This window comes from Mycobacterium sp., from assembly GCF_032162605.1.
Classification (GTDB): Bacteria; Actinomycetota; Actinomycetes; order Mycobacteriales; family Mycobacteriaceae; genus Mycobacterium.
On sequence record NZ_JAVROT010000594.1, the window covers coordinates 1 to 22,043 of the forward strand.

A 22,043-nucleotide genomic window follows, 5' to 3' on the forward strand; every position below is an offset into this window, starting at 1 on the left:
GGTGCGAGACGCGAATGGCGACAAGGTCTTGCAGACCGTCTTCCCGTTTCCGGACTTCGAGGGAACTCCATCGGTCGCGATGGCGGACGTCAACGGGGACATGATCCTGGACCTGATCGTCGGCACCGGTCAGGGGGCATCCGCCGAGGTCGCCGTTTACGACGGCAACAACACCGAGGACGGGCTGTTCAAGACGGAGATCGCCCGCTTCGCCCCGTTCGACGCGGGCTTCAAGGGCGGCGTCACCGTCGCGGGCGCCGACATCGACGGAAACGCCATGGCGGACAACATCGTCGTCGGCTCGGGACCTGGCATGCAATCGCAGGTGAAGGTCTTCTCCTCGACGCTTCCTGGGGAATCCGGTAAGGCGCCCGAGGTGTTCTCCGCCTTCACCCCGTATCCCGATTCCGAGTCGGGGGTGACGCTGGCCACCGGTCTGGTCGAATCGGGGTCGGGCAGGGAGAGCATCGTGACGGCTCCAGGTCCCGGTGACGCACCGCTGATCAAGACCTTCCGCTACGACCTGTACGTTCCGACCGCCCGGTCGCGAGCCAATGGAACTTCGCCGCAAGAACATTCGGGTGGTCCGACGGACCCCCGCATGACGTCGCAATTCATGGCGTACGGCGAGGACTACAAGGGCGGCGTCGGCCTCTCGACGGGCTGGGTCGCGGGTGCCGAGGGAGGCGCGAAGAGCATCGTCACCAGCCAACTCGAGGGTGACGGCGCGGTGCGGGTGTGGTCCAGCGGATCGGGCCTCGACGGTCAACCGGGCATATACCTCGACGACCCGAACCACCACGAGGAGAACGTCAAGTACGCCCAGATCGCATCGTTCGCACCGTTCCCGGGTGCCAAACCCGGTGTGACGGTGGCCACGACGAGCACCAGCTACGGTGCCGACCTGCTGGTGGCCGGGGTGACACCTGGCGGTCAGGAGGTGCGCAAGTACAGCTTGAGCCGGTCGGGACCGGACGCCACGACGCTGAACCCGACGGTGGTGTCGACGCTTCCGGCGATGCCGGGGCTGACGGCTGCAACCCCGCTTGGCGGCAGATAGCGAGCGGTTCTGCTCAGAGCAGCGCGGGCAGCGAAAAGTGCTGAAGTCAGGGCATTGTCGACCTATGACCGACGACAAGCAGCCGCTGTTCAATCAGCAACTACGCGACAATCTGTTCCGCAAGCGTGTGCTCGTGTTGGACGGCGCGCTCGACGACGACAACGGGACCGTCCTCGCCACGCAACTCCTGACGCTCGCCACCGATGATGTCGACCAGGACATTGCGCTGTGGATCCACTCACCAGGCGGTTCGGTGCCGGCGATGCTCGCCATCCGCGACGTGATGCGCCTGGTGCCATGTGACGTCTCGACGCTCGCTCTCGGATTGGCTTGCAGTGCAGGACAGTTCCTGCTGTCGGCGGGAGCTCCGGGCAAGCGCTCCGCCCTCCCACACGCGCGCATCCTGATGCACCAGGGATCGGCAGGTATCGCCGGCTCGGCGGTCGAGGTGGAAGTCCAGGCCGATGACCTGCGACATACCCGCGACACCGTGCTCGGGATCATTGCCGAGGATACGGGTCAGGATATCGAGCACATCTTCACCGACTCGCTGCACGACCGTTGGTTCACCGCCGAGCAGGCCCGCGAGTACGGTTTCATCGACCGCATCGTCGAGCAGTTCTCCCAGGTCGTGCCGATTCACAAGCAGCAGTTCGGGATCGGCGCGCGCGCATGAGCACGTACACGATCCCGAATGTGGTCACGCGTAACGCCACCGGCGAGCGGATCATGGATGTCTACTCGCACCTGCTCACCGAGCGAATCGTCTATCTCGGCACGGCGATAGATTCCGGGGTGGCCAACGCGCTCATCGCGCAGCTGCTGCATCTGGAGGCCGACAACCCGGAGCAGGAGATCAGCCTCTACATCAATTCCGAGGGCGGCGACCTGTCGGCGATGCTGGCGATGTACGACACGATGCGGTTCATCAAGGCGCCGGTGGCGACGACGTGCATCGGGCAGGCCGTCGCGGCCGGGGCGGTGCTCCTCGCGGCGGGCGCGCCGGGCCGGCGAGCGGTACTGCCGCACACCAGGGTCGTGCTGTACCAGCCGGCGGCGCAGGGCCGTGGCACCATTCCCGACCTGATCCTGCAAGCCGACGAGGTGGTCCGAGTACGCAACCAGCTCGAGGCCATCCTGGCCCGGCACACCGGACGCAGTGTGGAAGAACTGCGGCACGACACCGACCGTGACCGCGTATTCGATGCCGAAGGTGCGGTCGCCTATGGCCTGGCCGACCACCTTCTCGACCAGCGAGTCTAGGCCGCCATCAGGATGGGACCGGCAGGCCGGCGAGCGGCGGGACGGCTCAGGTCAGCCGAGATGCCACCGAGCAGGCGGACCAACTCGATACCGAGTGCTCCGGAGACCGCCGCGATCATCTCGCTCGACGGCTCCTTGCGGCCGCGCTCGATCTCGGAGAGGTATTGCGGCGAGATGCCTGCGCGCTCGGCCACGTCGATCAGCCGGGCGCCCTGGTCTTCGCGCGTAGCACGCAGCTTGCGGCCAAGCACCTCGCGCCACAGTGGGTCGGGCTCCGGCCTTCGGTCGGGATGGATGCGGATGATCTCGCCCATGGCGACATCATCGCTGGACCGCACGGGCAACGGAAGGATGTTCGCTGCCAGCGCAGCACACCGGGCCTCGCACGATCTGGAGTTCGTGGAAGGCAGACCACTACGGCAGGTGCCAGAACTGGGTGGTGACCAGATATATGGCGGCCGTCCACGCCCATCTACGAGCGCCGCAGTTCGAAGATCGGTATGACGCGGTCGAGGTGTTGTTGGTGCGGCAGGCTTCCGCACGGATTTATCCGCTTGGCCTGCGCGCCGGCAGTTGTAGGGCTAGATTTTGATCTTAAATATAAAAACCAATCTACAAGTGGACGATGTGGAGAAAATGTGTCGCGACGGTTGTGGGATTCATCGGCACAGATCCGTCGGGGTTCCGTGGCCACCATGGCCGTCGCTGCGATGCTGACGCTCGTGTCATGCTCGGCTCCGGGCGGTACCGATGACACCGCGGACCCCGGTTCGGGAAGTGATTGTGCGAATGGTCCGGCCGTGAAGGAATCGGAGAAGGTCAAGGGGATGTCGCCCGAGCAACGGGAGTCGACACTGGCGGCCGACGCGAAGGCGGTCAACAAGGGTGCGATCAGCTGGTACACCGAGCTGAACGACTACGACATCATCGCCGGGCCGTTCGAGGACAAATACCCCGGCCTCACCGTGTCGGTCTACCGGGCGGGAACCGAGGACATCAGACAACGGGTGATCGAGGAAGCCGCCGCCGGATACCGCGGGTCAGACGTCATCCAGCTCGACTACCTCGGGATGGATCCGCTCGACAAGGAACGCCTACTGGCCCCCGCGGACACGCCGCAGGTTTCGCACCTGGTGCCCGAGGCGAAGTACAAGAACTTCACCGGCGACTCACTCAAGATCACCGTGCCGGCATGGAACCCCAAGCTGCTGCCGCCGGATCAGGCGCCGAAGTCCCTGCAGGATCTCGCCGATCCCCGATTCAAGGGAAAGCTGGCTGTCGAAGGTACCGACGTCTTCTGGTTCGCCGCAGAGGTCACGAACATGACGGACAACGAGGGCATGACGAAGGACCAAGCGGTCGATGTGTTCCGCAAGATCGCTTCGAATGCGGCGATCACCGACGGGCACACCGCCACTACGGAATTCGTGGTCGCCGGGCAGTACGCCATCGCTGCAAACAACTTCGTCCACCGAATCGTCGAGTTGCAGGGCAAGGGTGCCCCGATCGAGTTCAAGCCGGTGCAGATACCCGCGGTCGTCGACGTCTCGGCGTATGCGATCCCGTGCCAGTCGGGAAATCCCGCCGGCGGGATGCTGCTGGAGGACTTCGTGATGTCCACGGCCGGGCAGCAGGCACTGCTGGACAACGGACGCACGCCCGTCGACGTCGAGCTCAACAAGAAATCCCTTGGCGGTGTCGACCTGCACGAGGTGAAGGTGGACGAGAGCGCCATCACCGCCGACTACTCGGCGTGGGAAGACCTGTGGCGCGACGTGGTACAGAACGGGACGAAGACCGGCTGATCGAGCAGCTTCTGCGGAAAGGATTCTGGTGATCTTCGTAGATTCGGTCTTGCGTCTGCGGCACGCCTATCTCGGTGCCGGTGAGTGGGCAAGGGACATTGATATCGCGTCGATCGGCGGCACCATCGTCGCGGTCGCGCCCGTTGGGTCCCTGGATGACGCGATCGGCCCCCACACCGCGAAGGTCGATACCGGAAACTCCTATGCCTATCCGGGTTTCGTGGATTCGCATACTCACACCAAGCGAGCCGCACTGATCGGCACCACCTTCCTGGACTGCGGTGCGGGGGCGGTGTCATCGCTGACCGAGATTCTGGACATGGTGGCCGCGCGGTCCGCCGAACTGCCGCAGGGAGAGTGGCTCCAGGGCGACAACCTGAACCCTTCCTACCTCCGGGAGGGCAGGTTCCCGGACCGCTACGAACTCGATGCCGCCGGCTCGGGCCGGCCCGTCATCGTGCGCGCCTCCGGCCGGCATGTGGTGAACGCGAGTTCGAGCGCGCTGGCGGCGGGCATCGACGCCGGCACCGATGACCCACTCGGGGGCAGGATCGAGCGCGACGAACACGGTGAGCCGACCGGTGTCCTGCATGAGCGAGCGAAGCTGCGACTCGACGTCACGCAGCCGAACACGTTGGTGCCCACCGTTTCTGTCGACGTCCGTCTCGAGGGACTGCGGACTACGCTGCGCCGGTTCCACGGGTACGGCACGACGACGATCCACGAGATCCCGCGCAACCCCGACGAGCTCAGCGACTATCTGCGGCTGCGGGCGGCCGGCGATCTGTCCGTGCGCGTCGTCTTCTACGTGCGCGGCTGGGAGGCGGCCACCCGGCTGGAGTTCCTGACGGGGCTGGGCCTGCGGTCCGACTTCGGCGACGATCGGTTGCGCATCGGCGGAGTCAAGTCCGCGGCGCCACCAGGTTCTTCTGGGCGTGGCTCATTCTTGCGACCGCAGCGTCCGTCGCAGGGAACGTTGCCCACGCAGTACTCAACTCACTCAGGGAAGTGCCGGGCGGCAACGGCGGCGATGGGCGGCAGCGGCGGTAGCATCGCCACCAAGCGCCGGGGGCACAGCGGAGACGGCTGACCTCGGTGATGGCTGCTCAGGGCAGGTGCCAGAACTGGGTGGTCACCAGATAGATGGCGGCCGTCCAGAACGCCATCGCCGCCACGACGATGGCAATGCCCCGCCAATTGGTAGTGGTCGCGGACGCCTCCGGCGGCGGTCGCAACCAGCGCTTCAGCAGTGGATTGACGTAGTACGGCATGGTGAAGAAGCTCATGAGGAAGCTCGAGAGCAGGTTTCCGACGAGCATGCCCAGCCACAGCGGCATCTTCAGTGGGGACAGCGCCAGGGTGAGGATCACCACGGTCGGGTAGAGGCCCACCCACACCGCGATGGACGTCTTGGTGTCCGACGGGGGCGGCGCCTCGTTGCCGTTGTCGTCGAACGCGAACCAGCTGCCGAACGAGTTGTCGACCGTGCGAAGGCTGTAGTCGTGGAACCGCCTGCCCTCGGCCAACAGCTGCCTGCGCTCGTCTGACGCCAACCAGATGTCCAGGTCGGCAGCGCTGTCGTACCGGTACAGGGCGGTCCACTCATCCTGGACGCCCTCGATCGGGCGGAACAGCTCAGACCCGCGAAAGCCACTGAAGGCCGTCTCCGCCAAGCGAAGTCGGTCCTGCCAGGCGAGGAACTCCTCAACGTGATCGGGACCGACCCGATGGCTTATCACGACGGTGACGAGCTGATCGGTCGGCTTGGCGGCACCGCCGACGACCTGTTGGGTGGCAGGGCCGTCCAGGTACTGCCGCCCGACTGCCACCCGATCCTGCCGGGTCGCGCTGTTGATCCAGGCCTGGACGTTGGCCACCGAGTCGAATCGGTAGACCACGACCCAGTCCGGCTGCAGTTCCGTGGGCGCGGTGACCTCTGCCCCGAGGAAACCCGGGTAATGGGCAGCGGCTCTGTTCGTTTCGTGCTGCCACGCCGCGAACTCCCTCTCGGAGCCGGGCTTTACCGGTAGGCCGATGATGACGGTGGCAGCGTTGTCAGTGGGTAATTCAGTGGGCATGGGCCGACGCCAGGCGTTCGTATATGCGGTCGGGAGTGAACGGTAGGTCGCGGTAGCGGACACCCGTCGCATCCTCGAGCGCATTGGCCAACGCGGGCGCCACGGGGTTGATGCAGCACTCCGCCATGCCCTTGGCCTTCATCGGCCCCACGGAGTCAGTGGATTTCACGAACAGCACCTCCGTGCGGGGGACGTCGGCGTAGGTGGGAATGCGATAGTTGCGCAGGTTCGGGTTGACCATCACACCCTCGTCGTCGACGCGGAAGTTCTCGGTCAGCGCGAAGCCGATGCCCATGGCGACGCCGCCGTCGACCTGACCGCGCACCTGCGCGGGGTTGATGATCGTCCCGGCGTCGGTGGCGTGCACGCTGTAGAGGATGCGGATCTCACCGGTGACCCGATGAACGGCGATGCGGAATCCGTGGGTGTTCGACGTGACGCTGCGCGGTGAACCGTATGCCTTGCGGGACTCGGTGAACCGGACGCCTCGGGATCGGCCCGCTTCGATGAGTTCGAGCAGCGAAAGGCGGGTGTCGCCGCACACGACCCCGTCGTCGTCCATCGAGCAGTCGGCGACGTCGGCGCCGGTGACCGATGCCGCGAATCCCACGATGCGGTTCCGCAGGGCGGTCGAGGCGTAGTTCACCGCGTTGCCCGCCACGAACATGCCTGCACTAGCGAACGCGCCGGTGTCGAATCCGGTTCTGTCGGTGTCGGATTGCACCAGGTGTATCCGATCCGGGGTGGTGCCTAGGTTCGTCGCTGCGATCTGCACGTGCACGGTGGAGGTTCCCTCACCGAATTCCACGGTGCCGACGGCGATCTCGTAGATTCCGTCGTCGCGCAGCGTTGCCCATGCATCGGAGATGTGGTCGGTGGGTGGGGCGGTCTCGTGCAGGGAGGTCGCGGCCCCCGCGCCGACGAGCCAATCCTCGCCAAGCTCTCGTCCGCTGTCGTCGAGCCGCAACGCCTCGTCGACGAGGTCGATGCACTGCATGATGCCGTCCTCGGTGAATTCCACGTCATCGGCATGGTCGGCGAGCGCCAGCAGGGCGTCACCCGGGCGTACGACGTTGCGCCGCCGCAGCTCCGACGGGTCGATACCGAGTTTGACCGCCAGCTCGTGGATCGCGCACTCCACCGCGAAACCCGGCTGCGTCATTCCGTAGCCGCGCAGCGCCCCGCTCGGCACGTTGTTCGTGTAGACCGACCAGGCGTCGAACTTCTTGTTGGGACAACGGTAGAGCGCGATCGCGGCACCGGCGGCGAACAGCGTTTCACCGCCGTGGTTTCCGTACGCGCCGGTGTTCGACACGTTGCGGTAGCCGAACGCGGTCAGCGTCCCGTCGGCCTTGGCGCCGAGTTTCACCGTCACCTTCATCGGGTGCCGCGGCGAGGCGGTGGTGAACTCCTCCTCCCTGGTGAACTCCCACGACACGGGGCGTCCGGTGTCGAGCGTGGCCAGTGCGGCCAGGTCCTCGGAGATCAACTCCTGCTTGCCCCCGAAACCGCCGCCGACGCGCGTGCAGAACACGCGCAGCTGGTCAGGGCGCAGGCCGAACAGATAGGACAGTTTGACCTTGGCGACCGACGGCGACTGCGAGGCGGTGCGGACGTTGAGCCTGCCGTCCTGCATCCAGGCGATCGTTCCGTGGGTCTCGAGGTGTGCGTGCTGCACGCGCGGCGAGAAGTAGGTGGCTTCGTGGACCACGTCGGCCTCGGCGAATCCTGCTTCGGCATCGCCGATTTCGCCGTGCAACTCCAGGAGGATGTTGTGGTCCTTGTCATGGGCGAATGGGTCGTCGTAGCAGTGCAGCTGGGGGGCGCCGTCGGCCATCGCCTCCTCGGGATCGAAGACCGCGGGCAGGATCTGGTACTGCACGACGACCTTGCGGGCGCCCTCCTCGGCGGCCCGGACCGAGTCGGCCAGCACTGCCACCACCCGCTGGCCCGCGAAGCGCACGACGTTGTCGAGCATGTAGGTGTCGTCGGGGTCGACGAGATGGTCGGTGTGGATCGCGGTGCTGTAGCGCTTGCGGGGGACGTCCTCCCACGTGTACACGCGATGCACGCCCGGCACGGCCAGTGCAGCCGACTTGTCGATGGACACGATGCGGGCATGCGCGTGCGGCGAGTGCAGCACCTTGAGGTGCAGCATGCCCTCCATGTGGGTGTCCATCGTGAACTCGACGGTTCCCGTCACGACGCCGGTGGCGGCGGGTGCTCCGACGCTGGTGCCGACTGCTTGACCCGATTTGGCCTCCTCGATGGCGCTGACCCCGTTGACTGCATCCTCGATGGCGCGATAACCGGTGCAGCGGCAGAGGTTTCCCTTCAGCGCGCGGGGCAGATCCTGCTTCTGCTCCTCGGTGAAGGTCGCCGCGGTCATGATCATGCCCGCGGTACAGAAGCCGCATTGGAAGCCAGCCGCTTCGCGGAACTGCTCCTGCATGGGATGCAGGTTCTCACGCGTGCCGAGACCCTCGATGGTGGTGACCTCGCGGCCGTCGGCGCGGAACGCTGGCGTGATGCAACTGTGCACCGGAGTTCCGTCCAGCCACACCGTGCAGGCGCCGCAATCGCCTGCGTCGCAACCCTTCTTGACGCCGTGCACGCCCAGCGACCGAACGAAGGTGCGTAGGCACTGGCCGGGGTCGGGCTCGGCGTCGTACCGCGCGCCGTTCACCGTGTAGGTCATCGGTGGGCTCCCGTGCTGAGTTCAATGCGGATCTCTTCAGCGAAGTGCGTGGCCAAATGGCGGCGGTGATCGGGAGTGCCATTGGGGTCGTCGAACCAGACGTCGTCGCTGATGTCGTCGATACCGTGCGCCAGGGCATCGGCGGTGGGCATGGCGTCGAACGCCAACCGGACTGGATGGGTGGTGCCCGCGGTAATGGTGAGCAACAGGTCGTCGGTGCCGGGGGTTTGCGTGGCGATCATGAAGATCGTCGACCGGCCCATGTGGGTCAGGGTGAAGCGCCGGTAGGCATACCGCTTGCGCAGCGCGCTCGACGGAATGTGGATGCTGTGCAACAACTCGCCAGGTCCGAGGACGTTCACGTGGTTGCCGGTCACGAAGTCGGCTGCCTCGACGCAGCGTTCGCGACCGCTTGCCGGCCACAGCCGGTATGTCGCCTCCAGGGCGACCGTCATGGTGATCATCGGACCGGCAGGCAATGACATGCAGACGTTGCCGCCCACCGTTGCGGAGTTCCAGACCTTGAACGACGACAGGAAGGCTTCGCAGCTGGTGCGCAGGAGCGGTGCGGCCGTCCAGTCTCGCGGGCCTGCGTGCGCATACAGGTCGGCAATGGTGCACATCGCACCGATCTCGAGGCCGTCGGCGTCGGTCAACAGCGAATTCCAGCCTAGAGGTGCAAGGTCGATGAGGCGCCGCACGTCCGGTTGCTGATCCGAGAAGAGCCACGTTCCGCCCGCCAACCAGGCATCGCCGGGACGCCACAGAGGGCCAGGTGGGTTGGGCGCCTCCCGGATGACTTCCTCGATCGTGGTGATGTCCACCGTTCGTGCTCCCAGCTCAACGATGTGGTTGCCTCGCCGCGGACCCGACGCACCGACGGCTGACTCTAAGGCACCTCGAGGCGGCGTGCCGGGCAGTCCGCAAAAGTCGGCCTTCACGGATGTCAGTTTTGCCCAGGGGCGACAAAAGGGCAGTCCGGAGCTCGATGGGCGCCGAGACGATCGTTTGCTGAGGCCCGACTGTGAAATCACCACATCCCTGGCGGGCATTCAGCGGGGCGGTTAGCGTGGCTCGCGACATCACCACCGAGACGTGACGGGCGTGCCTGGATGACCGCATCGATCGACGTCGCGTTGCCGCGTCTTCACACGACCGAGGAGTAACGGATGGCAAGCCAGGTTCACTTGGGTCACGTCTTTCACGTGGCGGGTACCCCGCTGGTGACCGAGGCCGCTGAAGCACTGGTGTCGATTCCCGACGGCGCGCTGGTGATCGACGATGGTGGCCGGATCGTGTACTGCGGTGAGCGTGCCGAGATCCCAGGCGATTACGCGTCGGGCGCAGTGCGCGACCATCGCCCTGGGTTCCTGCTGCCGGGGTTCGTCGACACCCACGTCCACTTCCCGCAGACCTATGCCGGCGACTCCTATGGCGGTGGACAGCTGTTGGAGTGGCTGAACCTCTGCATGTTCCCGGCGGAGTCGAAGTTCTCCGACCCCGACTTCGCGCAGCAGGCCGCCGTGGACTTCTGCAAGCGCAGAGTGGCGGCGGGAACCACCGCGGCCATGGCATTCGGCTCGGCGTTCCCTCACGCGCAGGACGCACTGTTCAACGAGTCGTTGAAGGCCAACCTGCGCATCGTCAGCGGCAGAGGCATTCAGACCGTCGGGCCCGAGAGCGCGAAGGCGTTGATCACGTCCGAGGCGGACGCGATCCGGTTGACGCGCGAGGAGATCGAGAAGTGGCATGCCGCCGACACGGGTGACGTCGACACGGCGCTCCTGCACGTCGCGATCGTGCCGAGGTTCTCGCTGTCGGTGACCACCGGGACGTTGAAGAGCCTCGGCGACCTCTACGACGAGGTGCGCCACCGCGGCGTGTACTTCCACAGTCACCTCAACGAGAACAACCGCCCCGGCACCGGCGAGGTCGACAGCACCAAGGAAGCCTATGAGGTGGACACGTACCTCGACACCTACGACGGCAAGTTCCTGCCCGGCTCGAAGGTGGGCGGCAAGAGCCTGCTGGGCCGACGCTCGATCCTGGCTCACTGCGTACACATGCAGGACGTCGAGCTGGCCCGGATGGCGGAGACCGGTTCGTCGATCTCGCACTGCCCGATCTCGCAGCTCTTCCTCGGGTCGGGCACCATGCCGTGGAAGCGGACCGTGGCCGCGGGAGTGAACATCTCGTCGGGAACCGACATGGGCGGCGGTGACGAGTGGCTGATCCCACGCGTGCTCGGTGACGCGTTCAAACAACACATGAATGAGGTCGGCGCGGAAGGAGTTTCCCTGCACCCCGCCGAGATGCTGTTCGTCGGCACGCTGGCCGGTGCCCGCGCACTGGACATGGAGAACCGCTTCGGCAACTTCGACGTCGGCAAGGAGGCCGACTTCGTCGTGATCGATCCGTCGGGCACCCCGCAACTCGGGGGCACCCTCGCCAAGGCGGTTCGATCCGACGATCCCGGGTTGGCGCGCGAGCAGACCCTCTTCGGGCTGCTGATGGGCATCCGGGAGTCGTCCATCGCGGCGGTCTACGTGCAGGGCCGCAAGGCGACGGCCGGGTAGGGGACACCGTGAGCGCGCAGCGTGGCGCGGCAGGGTCCATCACGGCGGTGACGATCTTCCATCCCGCCGCGGATCCGGAGGCCTTCGACAGCTGGCTGTCCGGCCTGCGGGCGTCGGCCCGTGCGGCCGCGGGCTTTACGTCCAGCGCGATGTCGGTCCACGACGCCGAGCTGGACTGGGCCATGGCGGTGACCTTCTCCAGCGAGCAGCTTCTGCATGACTGGCTGGACAGCCGCGATCGGCGCTCGGTGCTCGAAAATGGCCAGTCCCAAGGGTTCTGGAGTCGAACGACGGATCTGATACTCGGGGATGGCATCGACGACGTCCCCGGTGTCAGTGCGTTCCGGCACGACGTGGCCTCGGGCAAGGAGACCGAATTCCGGGCGGTGCAGGATCGGCTCGCCGGTGCGAGCTCGAAGTTTCCCGGTTACCAGGGCACTGTTCTGCTGCCCCCGGAAAACGGCAACGAGTGGTTGTCGATGCTGCGGTTCAGGACGCCGGAGCAGCTGGCCACCTGGCTGCGCTCACCGGAGCGGGAGCAGGCACTGCCAGGTCTGCGGTCCAGCCTGACCAAGGGCTTTTCGGCCGTCTCGCAGACCACGCCGTTCGCGACCACGGTGCGCGTTCAGAACGGTCGGACGTTGATGACGCCGAACTGGAAGTCGGCGATGTTGGTGCTGCTGGTGCTCTACCCGACGGTGATGGTGCTGTCCCGCTTCTTCGGGCCACTTCTGGACCGCGCGGGGGCAGAGCCGTGGCTGGCGCTGTGGGTCAGCCAGATCGTCAGCGTCTCGGCGCTGCAGTGGTGGCTGATGCCCAACGTGACGCGCCCCTTCCGCAAGTGGCTGGACCCGGTGGACGGCGCGGGCTCTCGGATCAGTCTGATGGGCGCGGCGATCATCGTCGGCGGCTATGCCCTGACGCTGGTGGCGTTCGCGACGATCAAGTGGCTGCAGTTCTGGGACTACCTGGATTGAGTTTGCCGGTCAATTTAATTGACCTGCCGTATAGTCGAGAAAACCAGCGCTGGTGGCCGATTCCTAAGCCCCTTGACGCTGAAAGGACTTCCAAGTGGCTTTGCTATTGCCTGAGCGGACGGCCCGTGCCGGGGTGCTGCTCGGCGCCGTCTTCCTCGCCATGCTGCTCGCTCTCCGGTTGCTGGGGCCCGTGGATGGCCCCGCGATAGCTCGGGTCGTCAGTGAAACGGCCTTCGTGGTCTTCGGGTTGTTCGCCGTCGGCTGCGCGTTTGCTGCAGCGTGCGCAAACAACGGTAGGGGGCGGATGGCATGGACCTGCATCACCGTCGGCGCGGCCTGCTGGGTCTTCGGAGGCGTGGTCAAGTCGCTCTACCCCCTCGCACGCGCTGCCGCCGTCCCGTTCCCCTCGGAGGCCGACGCCGGGCTCCTCGCGCTGCCGGTCGCGACGTGCGTTGGGCTCCTGCTGATGCCCGTCGGGCACTCCGGCCTGTCCGCAGCCCGGCTGTTGATGGACGGGCTGACCGTCTTCGGATCGTTGTTCCTGATCGGCTGGGTCGCGATCCTGCGCGATCTGATTGGTCTCGGTGGCGCAAGCCCGTTCGCGTTCGCCGTCGCGCTGGCCTACCCGATCCTCGATCTGGTCGCGATCGCGATTGGAGTGCTGGTGCTGATCCGGGCCAGGGGTGTCGTGCGACTGCCCGTCGCGCTCCTGCTCGCCGGGGTCGTGCTGATGGCCGTGTCCAACGTCGCCTACCGCCACCTCGTCGCGCACGGCGGCTACACCAGAGGCGACCTCCTCGACGCCGGCTGGGCGGCGGCGATGCTGGCATTCGGTCTCGCCGCGCTCGCAAGCTCTCGGCGGGACCGCACGGATCGCAGTGGCGCGGCGAACGTCTCGTCGTGGTTGCCCTACATTCCGGTTGCAGTGGCGGGCGTCGTCGTCGTTAAGGATCTCGTCAACCCTGCGTCGGCGACGGAGTTGACCGGCGCCGCGTTGCTGGTGATCATCGTCCTGTTCCGGCAGATCCTCGTGGCGGGGCAAAACCAGCGATTGTGGGCCGTCGTCGCCGATCAGGCGCTGCGTGATCCGCTGACCGGACTGGCCAACCGGTTCCTGTTCCACGACCGGCTGACGCACGCCGTCGAGCTCCACAAGCGTGAATTGTTCGGCGTGCTGGCAGTGCTGTCGCTGGACCTCGACCACTTCAAGCAGGTCAACGACGGGCTGGGGCATGCGGCCGGGGACGCCCTTCTGGTGGAGGTTGCGACGCGGATCCTCGACGCGGTGCGCAGCGGCGACACGGTTGCCCGCCTTGGCGGTGACGAGTTCGCCATCCTGATCGAAAAGGGGCCCGAGAGCCCAGAACTCATCGCGCAACGGGTCGTCGACGCGTTCGACGAGCCGTTCGTGGTCGACGGCCACGCGCTGTCCATCCGGGCCAGTGTGGGCTTGTCGATCGCGCCGGCCCGCGACCTCGATCTGCGCACCGACGTGCTGCTCAAACAGTCGGATCTGGCGATGTACACGGCGAAGCGGACCCGTACGGCGGGCGTACACACGTTCGCGTCGGGCATGGCCCCGCTGCGCCTCGACACACTCGCGTCCGAGGAGCGCGGGGGCGCTGACGTCGGAGATGACGGAGCCGAGCTCCTCGAAGACCTTCGACGCGCCGTCGACGACGGTGAGCTCGCCGTGGTGTACCAGCCGAAGATCGACCTCGGCACCGGCGGCATCGTCGGCGTCGAGGCGCTGGTCCGTTGGCCACACCCCGAACACGGATTGCTGGAACCGGCCGCCTTCCTCCCGCTGGTCCGGCACAACGACCTGATGGACGCCGTCACCGATCTGGTGTTCGAGAAGTCGCTCGCCGACGCGGCGCACTGGCGTGACTGTGGCCAGTCGGTCCCGGTTGCCGTCAACCTGTTCGCGCCGTCCTTCGACGACTTCGACCTACCCGGCCGGTTGACCGCGGCGCTGTCGGTCCACGGGCTGGCGTCGACGATGCTGACGGTGGAGATCACCGAAGACCTTGTCGTGCAGGACTTCGAGAGGACCCGAACCGTGCTGGAGCGGCTGCGCGAGTCTGGCATCCGGGTGTCGATCGACGATTTCGGCAGCGGTTACAGCGGGCTTCAGTACCTGCGGGAGCTCCCCGTCGACGAGGTGAAACTGGATCGGGAGTTCATCGTTCCCATCCTGGAGGACCCCCGTGCCGCCTCGATCGTTCGCGCCGTCATCGCTCTCGTCCACGATCTTGGAGTGATCTGCGTCGCCGAAGGCGTGGAGAACGCGGCCATCGTCGAGCAGCTCAAGGTGTACGGCTGCGACGTCGCGCAGGGCTACCACTACGGCCCCCCGGTCGCCGGCCCGTCTCTGCTCGAGAAACTGTCGACCTTCGCTCCATTGGTGATACAGCAGTAATACCGCGCAGGGATTCACCAGCGGCCGGTCGCGACGTCGTGCACCGCATCGGCCGCGTGGCCGGGGCCGCCGTCGCGGTGCATCTCGGCACGGATCGCATCGAGCCGCAGGCGGGTCTGGCGATCGGCGGCGAGACCCAGGACGGCCGCCCGAATGTCGCCGGCGTCCGGGGGATCCGACCGCAGACGGCCACCCACGCCGATCGTCTCGAGTCGGTCCGCATTCCCGAACTGGTCGACCGCCTGGGGGATCGCGATCATCGGGACGCCCTGCCACAGCGCCTCGGTGCACGAGCCCATTCCGGCGTGGGTGATGAAGGCGTCGGCCCGACGCAGAACTGCCACCTGGGTGACCGTGCTTCGAACCTGAACCCAATCTGGAACGGGGCCAAGTTCTTTCGGTGCAATCCGAGTACCGATGCTCAACACCAGCCGCCAGCCGGTGCCGTCGAGTGCCTCGATCGCATTGCGGTACACGTCGATGCGGTCGGTGTAGGCCGTGCCGAAGGCCAGCAGTGCCAACGGTCCCTCGCCGTTCGGGGGCGTCCAGTCGCCGGGATCCTCGCGGTGCGGGTCGATGCAAGGCCCGACGAACCGGTAGTTGTCGCCAACCCGGTCCGCGTGCGGCTGCATGGTGCGCGGGATGAGGATGAGGCAGCGGGTCGGACGGCCGGTCACCTCGTCGAAGGTCGACGACGAGCCGGTGAGCCAATCGTCGAATGCACGCCGATAGTCCGCATATCCTGGGCTGTGCAGAATCGGCGCCAGCACCTCGGCCATGTCGTCGTGGTAGCCGTCCCACGCGACGATGCTCGGCGACAACTGCGCAGCGGGTATGCGCCAGCTTGCCGCGGCGACGGGTCCGGCCATGCCGCCGATGTCGTAGAGCATCACGTCGGGCCGATCGTCGTCGAGGGCGGCGTGCACCTGCGGCAGGACGTGCAGCCGATCACGTCGGCGCCGGTGGGTCTCACCAGCCCGGCGAGGTGGCTGCTCACCAGGTAGGACACCCGATCGCCGCGCCTGACCAGTTCGTCGACCAGTGCGAGGTGGGGATGGATGTGGCTGGGGGCGGACGCTGCCACGACGGCGACGTGCATGGGTGATCGCTCCCTGGCGTGTGGATTACTGCGCGCGGATGGCGTGTCCCATAGGAAACCGCACCGTCGGTGGCGGCGTCCACCGAAATTGATCAAAGTTGAGCGGAACAGACTCAACCTTGACTACGTTGCACAAGACGACAAGCATTTTCGCCACCCCTTTTCGCACTGAATGGAGGAAAGTCGTGGACTCGTTCAACCCGACCACGAAGACCCAGGCGGCGCTGACCTCAGCGTTGCAGGCGGCCACTGCCGCAGGCAACCCGGAGATCCGGCCCGCCCATCTGTTGATGGCGCTGCTGACCCAGAACGACGGGATCGCCGCGCCCCTACTCGAGGCCGTCGGCGTTGATCCCGCGATCATCAGGACCGAGGCCGCGAGCCTCGTCGAACGGTTGCCCAGGGTCAGCGGCGCCAACTCGACGCCGAACCTGTCGCGGGAGTCGCTGTCGGCGATCACCGCCGCCCAGCAGCTGGCTACTGAGATGGACGACGAATACGTCTCCACCGAGCACCTGCTCGTCGGCCTGGCTACCGGGGACAGTGACACAGCCAAGCTCCTCACCGGCCACGGCGCGTCCCCGCAGGCGCTGCGCGACGCGTTCACCAAGGTGCGCGGCAGTGCCCGTGTGACCAGCCCCGACCCCGAAGGCACCTACCAGGCCCTGGAGAAGTACTCCACCGACCTGACCGCCGCCGCCCGCGAGGGCAAGCTCGACCCGGTCATCGGGCGCGACAACGAGATTCGGCGTGTCGTGCAGGTTCTAAGCCGTCGCACCAAGAACAACCCGGTGCTCATAGGTGAGCCAGGCGTCGGCAAGACCGCGATCGTCGAGGGACTGGCCCAGCGCATCATCGCAGGCGACGTGCCGGAAAGCCTTCGCAACAAGACCGTGGTGTCCCTCGACATGGGCTCGATGGTCGCCGGCGCCAAGTACCGCGGCGAGTTCGAGGAACGCCTCAAGGCCGTGCTCGACGACATCAAGAACTCGGCCGGTCAGGTCATCACGTTCATCGACGAGCTGCACACCATCGTTGGTGCGGGGGCCAGCGGTGAGTCGGCGATGGACGCAGGCAACATGATCAAGCCGATGCTGGCCCGCGGCGAGCTGCGGATGGTCGGCGCGACGACGCTCGACGAGTACCGCAAGTACATCGAGAAGGACGCCGCGCTGGAGCGGCGCTTCCAGCAGGTGCTGGTCGGTGAGCCGTCTGTCGACGACACCGTCGGCATCCTTCGCGGGCTGAAGGACCGCTACGAGGTGCACCACGGCGTGCGCATCACCGACTCGGCCCTGGTGGCCGCGGCCACGATGTCCGACCGCTACATCACCTCCCGCTTCCTCCCGGACAAGGCGATCGACCTGGGCGACGAGGCCGCGTCGCGGCTGAGGATGGAGATCGACTCCCGGCCCGTCGAGGTCGACGAGGTCGAGCGCGTCGTGCGTCGTCTCGAGATCGAGGAGATGGCGCTGGAGAAGGAGTCCGACGACGCCTCCAAGGACCGTCTGGAGAAACTGCGCGGCGAGCTGGCCGACTACAAGGAAAAGCTGTCCGAGCTGACCACCAGGTGGCAGAACGAGAAGGGCGCGATCGACGTCGTCCGCGAGCTCAAGGAGAAGCTGGACACGCTGCGTGGCGAGTCCGAGCGTGCCGAACGCGACGGTGATCTGGCCAAGGCCGCCGAGCTGCGCTACGGCCGCATCCCGGAGATCGAGAAGAAGCTCGACGCCGCACTGCCCACCGCGCAGGCGCACACCGACGTCATGCTCAAGGAAGAGGTCGGACCCGACGACATCGCCGACGTCGTCGCGGCGTGGACCGGCATCCCCGCCGGCAGGCTGCTCGAGGGTGAGACCGCCAAGCTGCTGCGCATGGAGGACGAACTCGGCAAGCGGGTCATCGGGCAGACGAAGGCCGTCCAAGCCGTCTCCGACGCCGTTCGCCGCAGCCGGGCCGGGGTCGCCGACCCCAACCGGCCGACCGGTTCGTTCCTGTTCCTCGGGCCCACGGGCGTCGGCAAGACCGAGCTGGCCAAGGCATTGGCCGACTTCCTGTTCGACGACGAACGGGCGATGGTCCGCATCGACATGAGCGAGTACGGCGAGAAGCACTCGGTAGCTCGACTCGTCGGCGCCCCTCCCGGCTACATCGGCTACGACCAGGGCGGTCAGCTGACCGAGGCGGTGCGGCGACGTCCGTACACCGTGGTGCTGTTCGACGAGGTCGAGAAGGCCCACCCGGACGTGTTCGACGTGCTGCTGGCCGTGCTCGACGAGGGCAGGCTCACCGACGGACAGGGCCGTACGGTCGACTTCCGCAACACCATCCTCATCCTGACGTCCAACCTCGGGTCGGGCGGCAACGAGGAGCAGGTGATGGCGGCGGTGCGCGCGGCGTTCAAGCCGGAGTTCATCAACCGTCTCGACGACGTGCTGATCTTCGACGGTCTGCAGCCCGACGAGCTGGTGCGCATCGTCGACATCCAGCTGGCACAGCTGCAGAGGCGGCTGGCTCAGCGCAGGTTGCAGCTGGAGGTCTCGTTGCCCGCCAAGACGTGGCTGGCCGACCGTGGCTTCGACCCGCTCTACGGCGCGCGTCCGCTGCGGCGGCTGGTGCAGCAGGCCATCGGTGATCAGTTGGCCAAGCTGCTGCTGGCGGGTGAGGTGCACGATGGCGACGTGGTGCCGGTCAACGTCAGCGCCGACGGCGAAAGCCTGACTCTGGGCTGACCGGCTGAAACGAACGTGACGTCACTGCGAGATTCTCGGTGATTCTTCGCAGTGGCGTCACGTTCGTCGTTGTAACCGGGTTGTAATCCGTTCGAGTTCGGGCGAAACCCGTACCAACCAGTAGTCTGGGCGGTGATGGTGCCCCTCTGGTTCACGCTGTCCGCACTCTGTTTCGTGGGTGCGGCGGTCTTGCTGTACGTGGACCTGGACAAACGTCGAGGTCTGGGCAGGCGCCGCAAGTCATGGGCCAAGTCGCACGGCTTCGACTACGAGCACGAGTCGACAGAGATCGTGAAGCGCTGGAAGCGCGGAGTCATGTCGACGGTCGGCGACGTCGCCGCCAAGAACGTGGTGCTCGGGCAGATCCGCGGCGAGGCGGTCTTCGTCTTCGACCTCGAGGACGTGGCGACGGTGATCGCGCTGCACCGCAAGGTCGGCACCAACGTCGTCGTCGACGTCCGACTCAAGGACATCAAGGAACCGCGCGAGAGCGACATCTGGCTGCTCGGCGCCATCGGCCCGCGGATGGTGTACTCCACCAACCTCGACGCCGCGCGCCGCGCCTGTGACCGCCGCATGGTCACCTTCGCCCACGCGGCGCCCGACTGCGCCGAGATCATGTGGAACGAGCAACACTGGACGCTTGTCAGCATGCCGATCACCAGCACGCGCGCGCAATGGGACGAGGGTCTGCTGACCGTGCGCCAGTTCAACGACCTGCTGCGCGTGCTGCCGCCCATCCCGCAGCCGGGACAGAACGGCGCCGCGGGCCAGGCGATCGCCAGGCGCGCCGCATCGCCGAGCCGGCCGCTCGCCCCGCGGCCCGCCGAACTGCCCGCAGGCCGCACCGATGCGCCCCCGGCTCGCGGTGACGTCGGCCGCTACACGCAGCAGCGCCCGCCGGTGCGAAACGGGCGGCAGTCGCCCCACTATCAGCGCTGAGCCCTGGCCCTGCGGGGACTTGAGGGGCAAGTAGCCTGTCGGCATGTCACGACCCGTCGCACTGATCACCGGACCGACGTCTGGACTGGGGATGGGATTCGCCCGCCGCTACGCCATCGATGGTCATGACCTGGTGTTGGTGGCGCGCGACGTCGTACGGCTGGAGCGTCTGGCCGCTGAGCTGCACGACGAAGCGGGCGCGAACGTCGAGGTGCTGGTCGCCGACCTCGCCGTCGCCGCCGACCGCGCCAAGGTGGCCGACCGGCTGGGTGCGGGCGTGCGAATCCTGGTGAACAACGCGGGATTTGCCACGTCAGGCGAATTCTGGAGTGCCGACCTCGCCGTCCTTCAGTCGCAACTCGACGTCAACGTCACCGCAGTCATGGCCCTGACCCACGCCGCGCTGCCACCCATGCTGGCCGCGGACACGGGCACGATCATCAACGTGGCCAGCGTCGCAGGGCTGCTGCCGGGTAGGGGTTCCACCTACTCGGCGTCCAAGGCGTGGGTGATCTCCTTCTCCGAGGGTCTGGCCAACGGTCTCGATGGCACCGGAGTCGGCGTGCATGCCCTCTGCCCGGGGTTCGTCCGGACCGAATTCCACGGACGGGCGGGCATCGACATGGCGGGCACGCCTTCGATGATGTGGCTCGACGTGGCCGACGTCGTGCGTGACTGTCTCGCCGACGTGGCCAAGGGGCGGATCGTGATCGTCCCCGGTCTGCAATACAAGGCGCTCACCACCGCGGGGCGCATCGTGCCGCGAAATCTCGTCCGCGCCATGACGAAGGCAGTGGGCCGTGGACGTGGACGGACCTGAGTGCGCGCACTAGTCGCATTGCTTCTGGCCCTGGTCACCGGCGCCGCCCTGGCCGCCTGCTCGGCCGATGCCCAGCCGAGCCCCTACGGCACGCAGGGCGCCAAGATCGGCGAATCGCTGGCCGTGCTCGGGTGGAACGTCTCGGTGTCCAATCTGCGCTTCGACGGCGATTACGTGCTCGTCGACATCGACGCCTCACCGTCGCAGGCCGGCGGTCAGCATGCGAAAGCCGACGCCCTTCGCTTCGGCCTCTACGGCGCGCTGGCTCATCCGATCGAGAGCACCGCGGTCGGCACCTGTTCGAAGGCGACGAACCTCAACCTGCAACCGGCGGTCTCGCCGAATCCCGACAAGCTTTCTGGCACAGTGTGTTTGGGACCGCTGCGCGATCAGACGCAGGTGCGTGGGGTCTACGTGTACTCGCCGCAGGACCGGATCCCGGGGACCATCGCCGCTTACGGGGCGTCGTTCCCCGTCGGCCTCTCGCCCACCGATGACAGCGAAACCGGTCTGGTGCTGAAGTCCACCAGCGTCGATGCCTTCAGCGCCGACGGGGCGCAGCTGATGCCGACCGCACTAGGTGAGCCGACGGCGTTCAACGGCAACGGCTACATGTTGCTCGGACTCGACGTCTCCGCTCTCGCCTCGCGCTACCGCGACGACTCCGTTCGTCGTGGCGGCCCGATGATGGTCCAGGTGACGCCGACACTGCCCGGCAAGGGGCTGTCCTACGCGTGCTCGGTGTACGGCGCGTCGATGTTGGTCTTGCCTGACGCGTCGCTGGCCGCCGTCGCGGTGCGCGGGTCTCTGTGCACCCAGGGCGAGATGAACCAGGCGCTGCTGTACGCGACGGTCGCGGTGGTCGGCACGCACGCCGCGCTGTGGACTACCAGTGGGTGACGCAGCCCGGAGCCGCCCCGGCGGCGACATGGAACCGGGCCCGACCGAGTGGGGCACCGCGCCAGGGGTCGGACCCTGGCCAGGTCCGCTGCCGGACGACCCGCGTTACGACCGGGAGCTGCTGCGCGACGGGGACGCCCGCAACGTCGTCGACGCGTATCGCTACTGGACGCGCGCCGCGATCATCGCCGACATCGACGACCGCAGGCACCCGCTGCACATTGCGATCGAGAACTTCGGCAACGACGCCAACATCGGCGCCGTGGTCCGCACGGCCAACGCGTTCGCCGTCGACACCGTGCACATCGTGGGGCGGCGTCGATGGAACCGGCGCGGCGCCATGGTCACCGACCGCTACCAGCGCCTTCGCCACCACGACACCACGGCCGAGCTGCTCGCGTTCGCCGCCGAGCATGAATTGGAGGTGGTCGCGGTGGACAACGTGCCTGGGGCCGTCCGTCTCGAGAACACGCGGCTGCCGCGGGACTGCCTGCTGATCTTCGGACAGGAGGGTCCAGGCATCACCGGCGACGCGCGGCTGGGGGCCACCATGACGGTGTCCATCGCCCAATTCGGCTCCACGCGAAGTGTCAACGCGGCGGTGGCCGCCGGGATCGCCATGCACTCCTGGATCACGACGCATGCCGACACGTCGAGGGCATGGTAAGGCA

18 protein-coding genes and 1 pseudogene are annotated in these 22,043 nt (G+C 66.8%); 13 read left to right on the top strand and 6 right to left on the bottom strand.

What is annotated here, in order from left to right:
• The 3 genes and pseudogenes from QOI01_RS33465 to QOI01_RS33475 all read left to right on the top strand — a co-directional run.
• A pseudogene (locus QOI01_RS33465) lies at positions 1-1,060 on the top strand (copper oxidase); the annotation flags it as partial.
• Between the two features lie 64 nt (positions 1,061-1,124).
• Complete coding sequence (locus QOI01_RS33470) at positions 1,125-1,736, top strand: ClpP family protease (RefSeq protein ID WP_526388092.1); 612 nt, start codon at positions 1,125-1,127, stop codon at positions 1,734-1,736.
• Positions 1,733-2,323: a ClpP family protease gene (locus QOI01_RS33475; RefSeq protein WP_526388094.1), complete on the top strand. Its 591-nt coding sequence runs from the start codon at positions 1,733-1,735 to the stop codon at positions 2,321-2,323. The genes QOI01_RS33470 and QOI01_RS33475 overlap by 4 nt, the downstream gene beginning before the upstream one ends.
• On the opposite strand, the gene QOI01_RS33480 is transcribed toward QOI01_RS33475, so the two are convergent.
• Positions 2,320-2,637 carry a helix-turn-helix domain-containing protein gene (locus QOI01_RS33480; protein ID WP_526388096.1) on the bottom strand — a complete coding sequence of 106 codons (318 nt, stop codon included), beginning with the start codon at positions 2,635-2,637 and terminating at the stop codon, positions 2,320-2,322. The two genes, QOI01_RS33475 and QOI01_RS33480, sit on opposite strands and share 4 nt — an antisense overlap.
• A gap of 486 nt (positions 2,638-3,123) precedes the next feature.
• Between QOI01_RS33480 and QOI01_RS33485 the strand changes: the two genes are divergently transcribed.
• Positions 3,124-4,128: an extracellular solute-binding protein gene (locus QOI01_RS33485; RefSeq protein WP_526388098.1), complete on the top strand. Its 1,005-nt coding sequence runs from the start codon at positions 3,124-3,126 to the stop codon at positions 4,126-4,128.
• A 28-nt stretch (positions 4,129-4,156) separates the two neighbouring features.
• A complete protein-coding gene (locus tag QOI01_RS33490; protein WP_526388100.1) occupies positions 4,157-5,218 on the top strand; it encodes an amidohydrolase family protein in 1,062 nt (353 codons plus the stop codon).
• Positions 5,219-5,234: 16 nt separating this feature from the next.
• Here the strand turns inward: QOI01_RS33490 and QOI01_RS33495 are convergent, their stop codons facing one another.
• From QOI01_RS33495 to QOI01_RS33505, 3 genes are read right to left on the bottom strand one after another with little or no spacing between them, the layout of a single operon-like run.
• Complete coding sequence (locus QOI01_RS33495; protein ID WP_526388102.1) at positions 5,235-6,206, bottom strand: antibiotic biosynthesis monooxygenase; 972 nt, start codon at positions 6,204-6,206, stop codon at positions 5,235-5,237.
• On the bottom strand, positions 6,196-8,904 hold the full coding sequence (locus QOI01_RS33500) for a molybdopterin-dependent oxidoreductase (protein ID WP_526388104.1): 2,709 nt from the start codon (positions 8,902-8,904) through the stop codon (positions 6,196-6,198). Before QOI01_RS33500 ends, QOI01_RS33495 begins: the two co-directional genes overlap by 11 nt.
• Positions 8,901-9,728: an FAD binding domain-containing protein gene (locus QOI01_RS33505; protein ID WP_526388106.1), complete on the bottom strand. Its 828-nt coding sequence runs from the start codon at positions 9,726-9,728 to the stop codon at positions 8,901-8,903. The genes QOI01_RS33500 and QOI01_RS33505 overlap by 4 nt, the downstream gene beginning before the upstream one ends.
• A gap of 345 nt (positions 9,729-10,073) precedes the next feature.
• On the opposite strand from QOI01_RS33505, the gene QOI01_RS33510 reads away from it, so the two are divergent.
• From QOI01_RS33510 to QOI01_RS33520, 3 genes are all read left to right on the top strand, one after another.
• Positions 10,074-11,480 carry an amidohydrolase family protein gene (locus QOI01_RS33510; RefSeq protein WP_526388108.1) on the top strand — a complete coding sequence of 469 codons (1,407 nt, stop codon included), beginning with the start codon at positions 10,074-10,076 and terminating at the stop codon, positions 11,478-11,480.
• Between the two features lie 8 nt (positions 11,481-11,488).
• Positions 11,489-12,457, top strand: a complete 969-nt coding sequence (locus QOI01_RS33515) for an antibiotic biosynthesis monooxygenase (protein WP_526388110.1) — start codon at positions 11,489-11,491, stop codon at positions 12,455-12,457.
• Between the two features lie 94 nt (positions 12,458-12,551).
• Entirely contained in the window at positions 12,552-14,879 is a 2,328-nt protein-coding gene (locus QOI01_RS33520) for a putative bifunctional diguanylate cyclase/phosphodiesterase (RefSeq protein ID WP_526388112.1), read from the top strand.
• Between the two features lie 14 nt (positions 14,880-14,893).
• Here QOI01_RS33520 and QOI01_RS33525 read toward each other — a convergent pair whose 3' ends face one another.
• Entirely contained in the window at positions 14,894-15,805 is a 912-nt protein-coding gene (locus QOI01_RS33525; RefSeq protein ID WP_526388114.1) for a nucleotide disphospho-sugar-binding domain-containing protein, read from the bottom strand.
• Positions 15,769-15,978, bottom strand: coding sequence for a hypothetical protein (locus QOI01_RS33530; protein ID WP_526388116.1), 210 nt, complete (start codon positions 15,976-15,978; stop codon positions 15,769-15,771). Before QOI01_RS33530 ends, QOI01_RS33525 begins: the two co-directional genes overlap by 37 nt.
• Before the next feature lie 185 nt (positions 15,979-16,163).
• Between QOI01_RS33530 and clpB the strand changes: the two genes are divergently transcribed.
• From clpB to QOI01_RS33555, 5 genes are all read left to right on the top strand, one after another.
• A complete protein-coding gene (clpB, locus tag QOI01_RS33535; protein WP_526388117.1) occupies positions 16,164-18,710 on the top strand; it encodes an ATP-dependent chaperone ClpB in 2,547 nt (848 codons plus the stop codon).
• A gap of 135 nt (positions 18,711-18,845) precedes the next feature.
• Positions 18,846-19,652, top strand: a complete 807-nt coding sequence (ttfA, locus tag QOI01_RS33540; protein WP_526388119.1) for a trehalose monomycolate transport factor TtfA — start codon at positions 18,846-18,848, stop codon at positions 19,650-19,652.
• A gap of 43 nt (positions 19,653-19,695) precedes the next feature.
• Positions 19,696-20,472, top strand: coding sequence for an SDR family NAD(P)-dependent oxidoreductase (locus tag QOI01_RS33545; RefSeq protein WP_526388121.1), 777 nt, complete (start codon positions 19,696-19,698; stop codon positions 20,470-20,472).
• Positions 20,473-21,372, top strand: a complete 900-nt coding sequence (locus QOI01_RS33550; RefSeq protein ID WP_526388123.1) for a hypothetical protein — start codon at positions 20,473-20,475, stop codon at positions 21,370-21,372. It begins immediately after the preceding gene.
• Between the two features lie 28 nt (positions 21,373-21,400).
• Complete coding sequence (locus QOI01_RS33555; protein ID WP_526388137.1) at positions 21,401-22,039, top strand: TrmH family RNA methyltransferase; 639 nt, start codon at positions 21,401-21,403, stop codon at positions 22,037-22,039.
• The last annotated feature ends 4 nt before the right edge of the window (positions 22,040-22,043 follow it).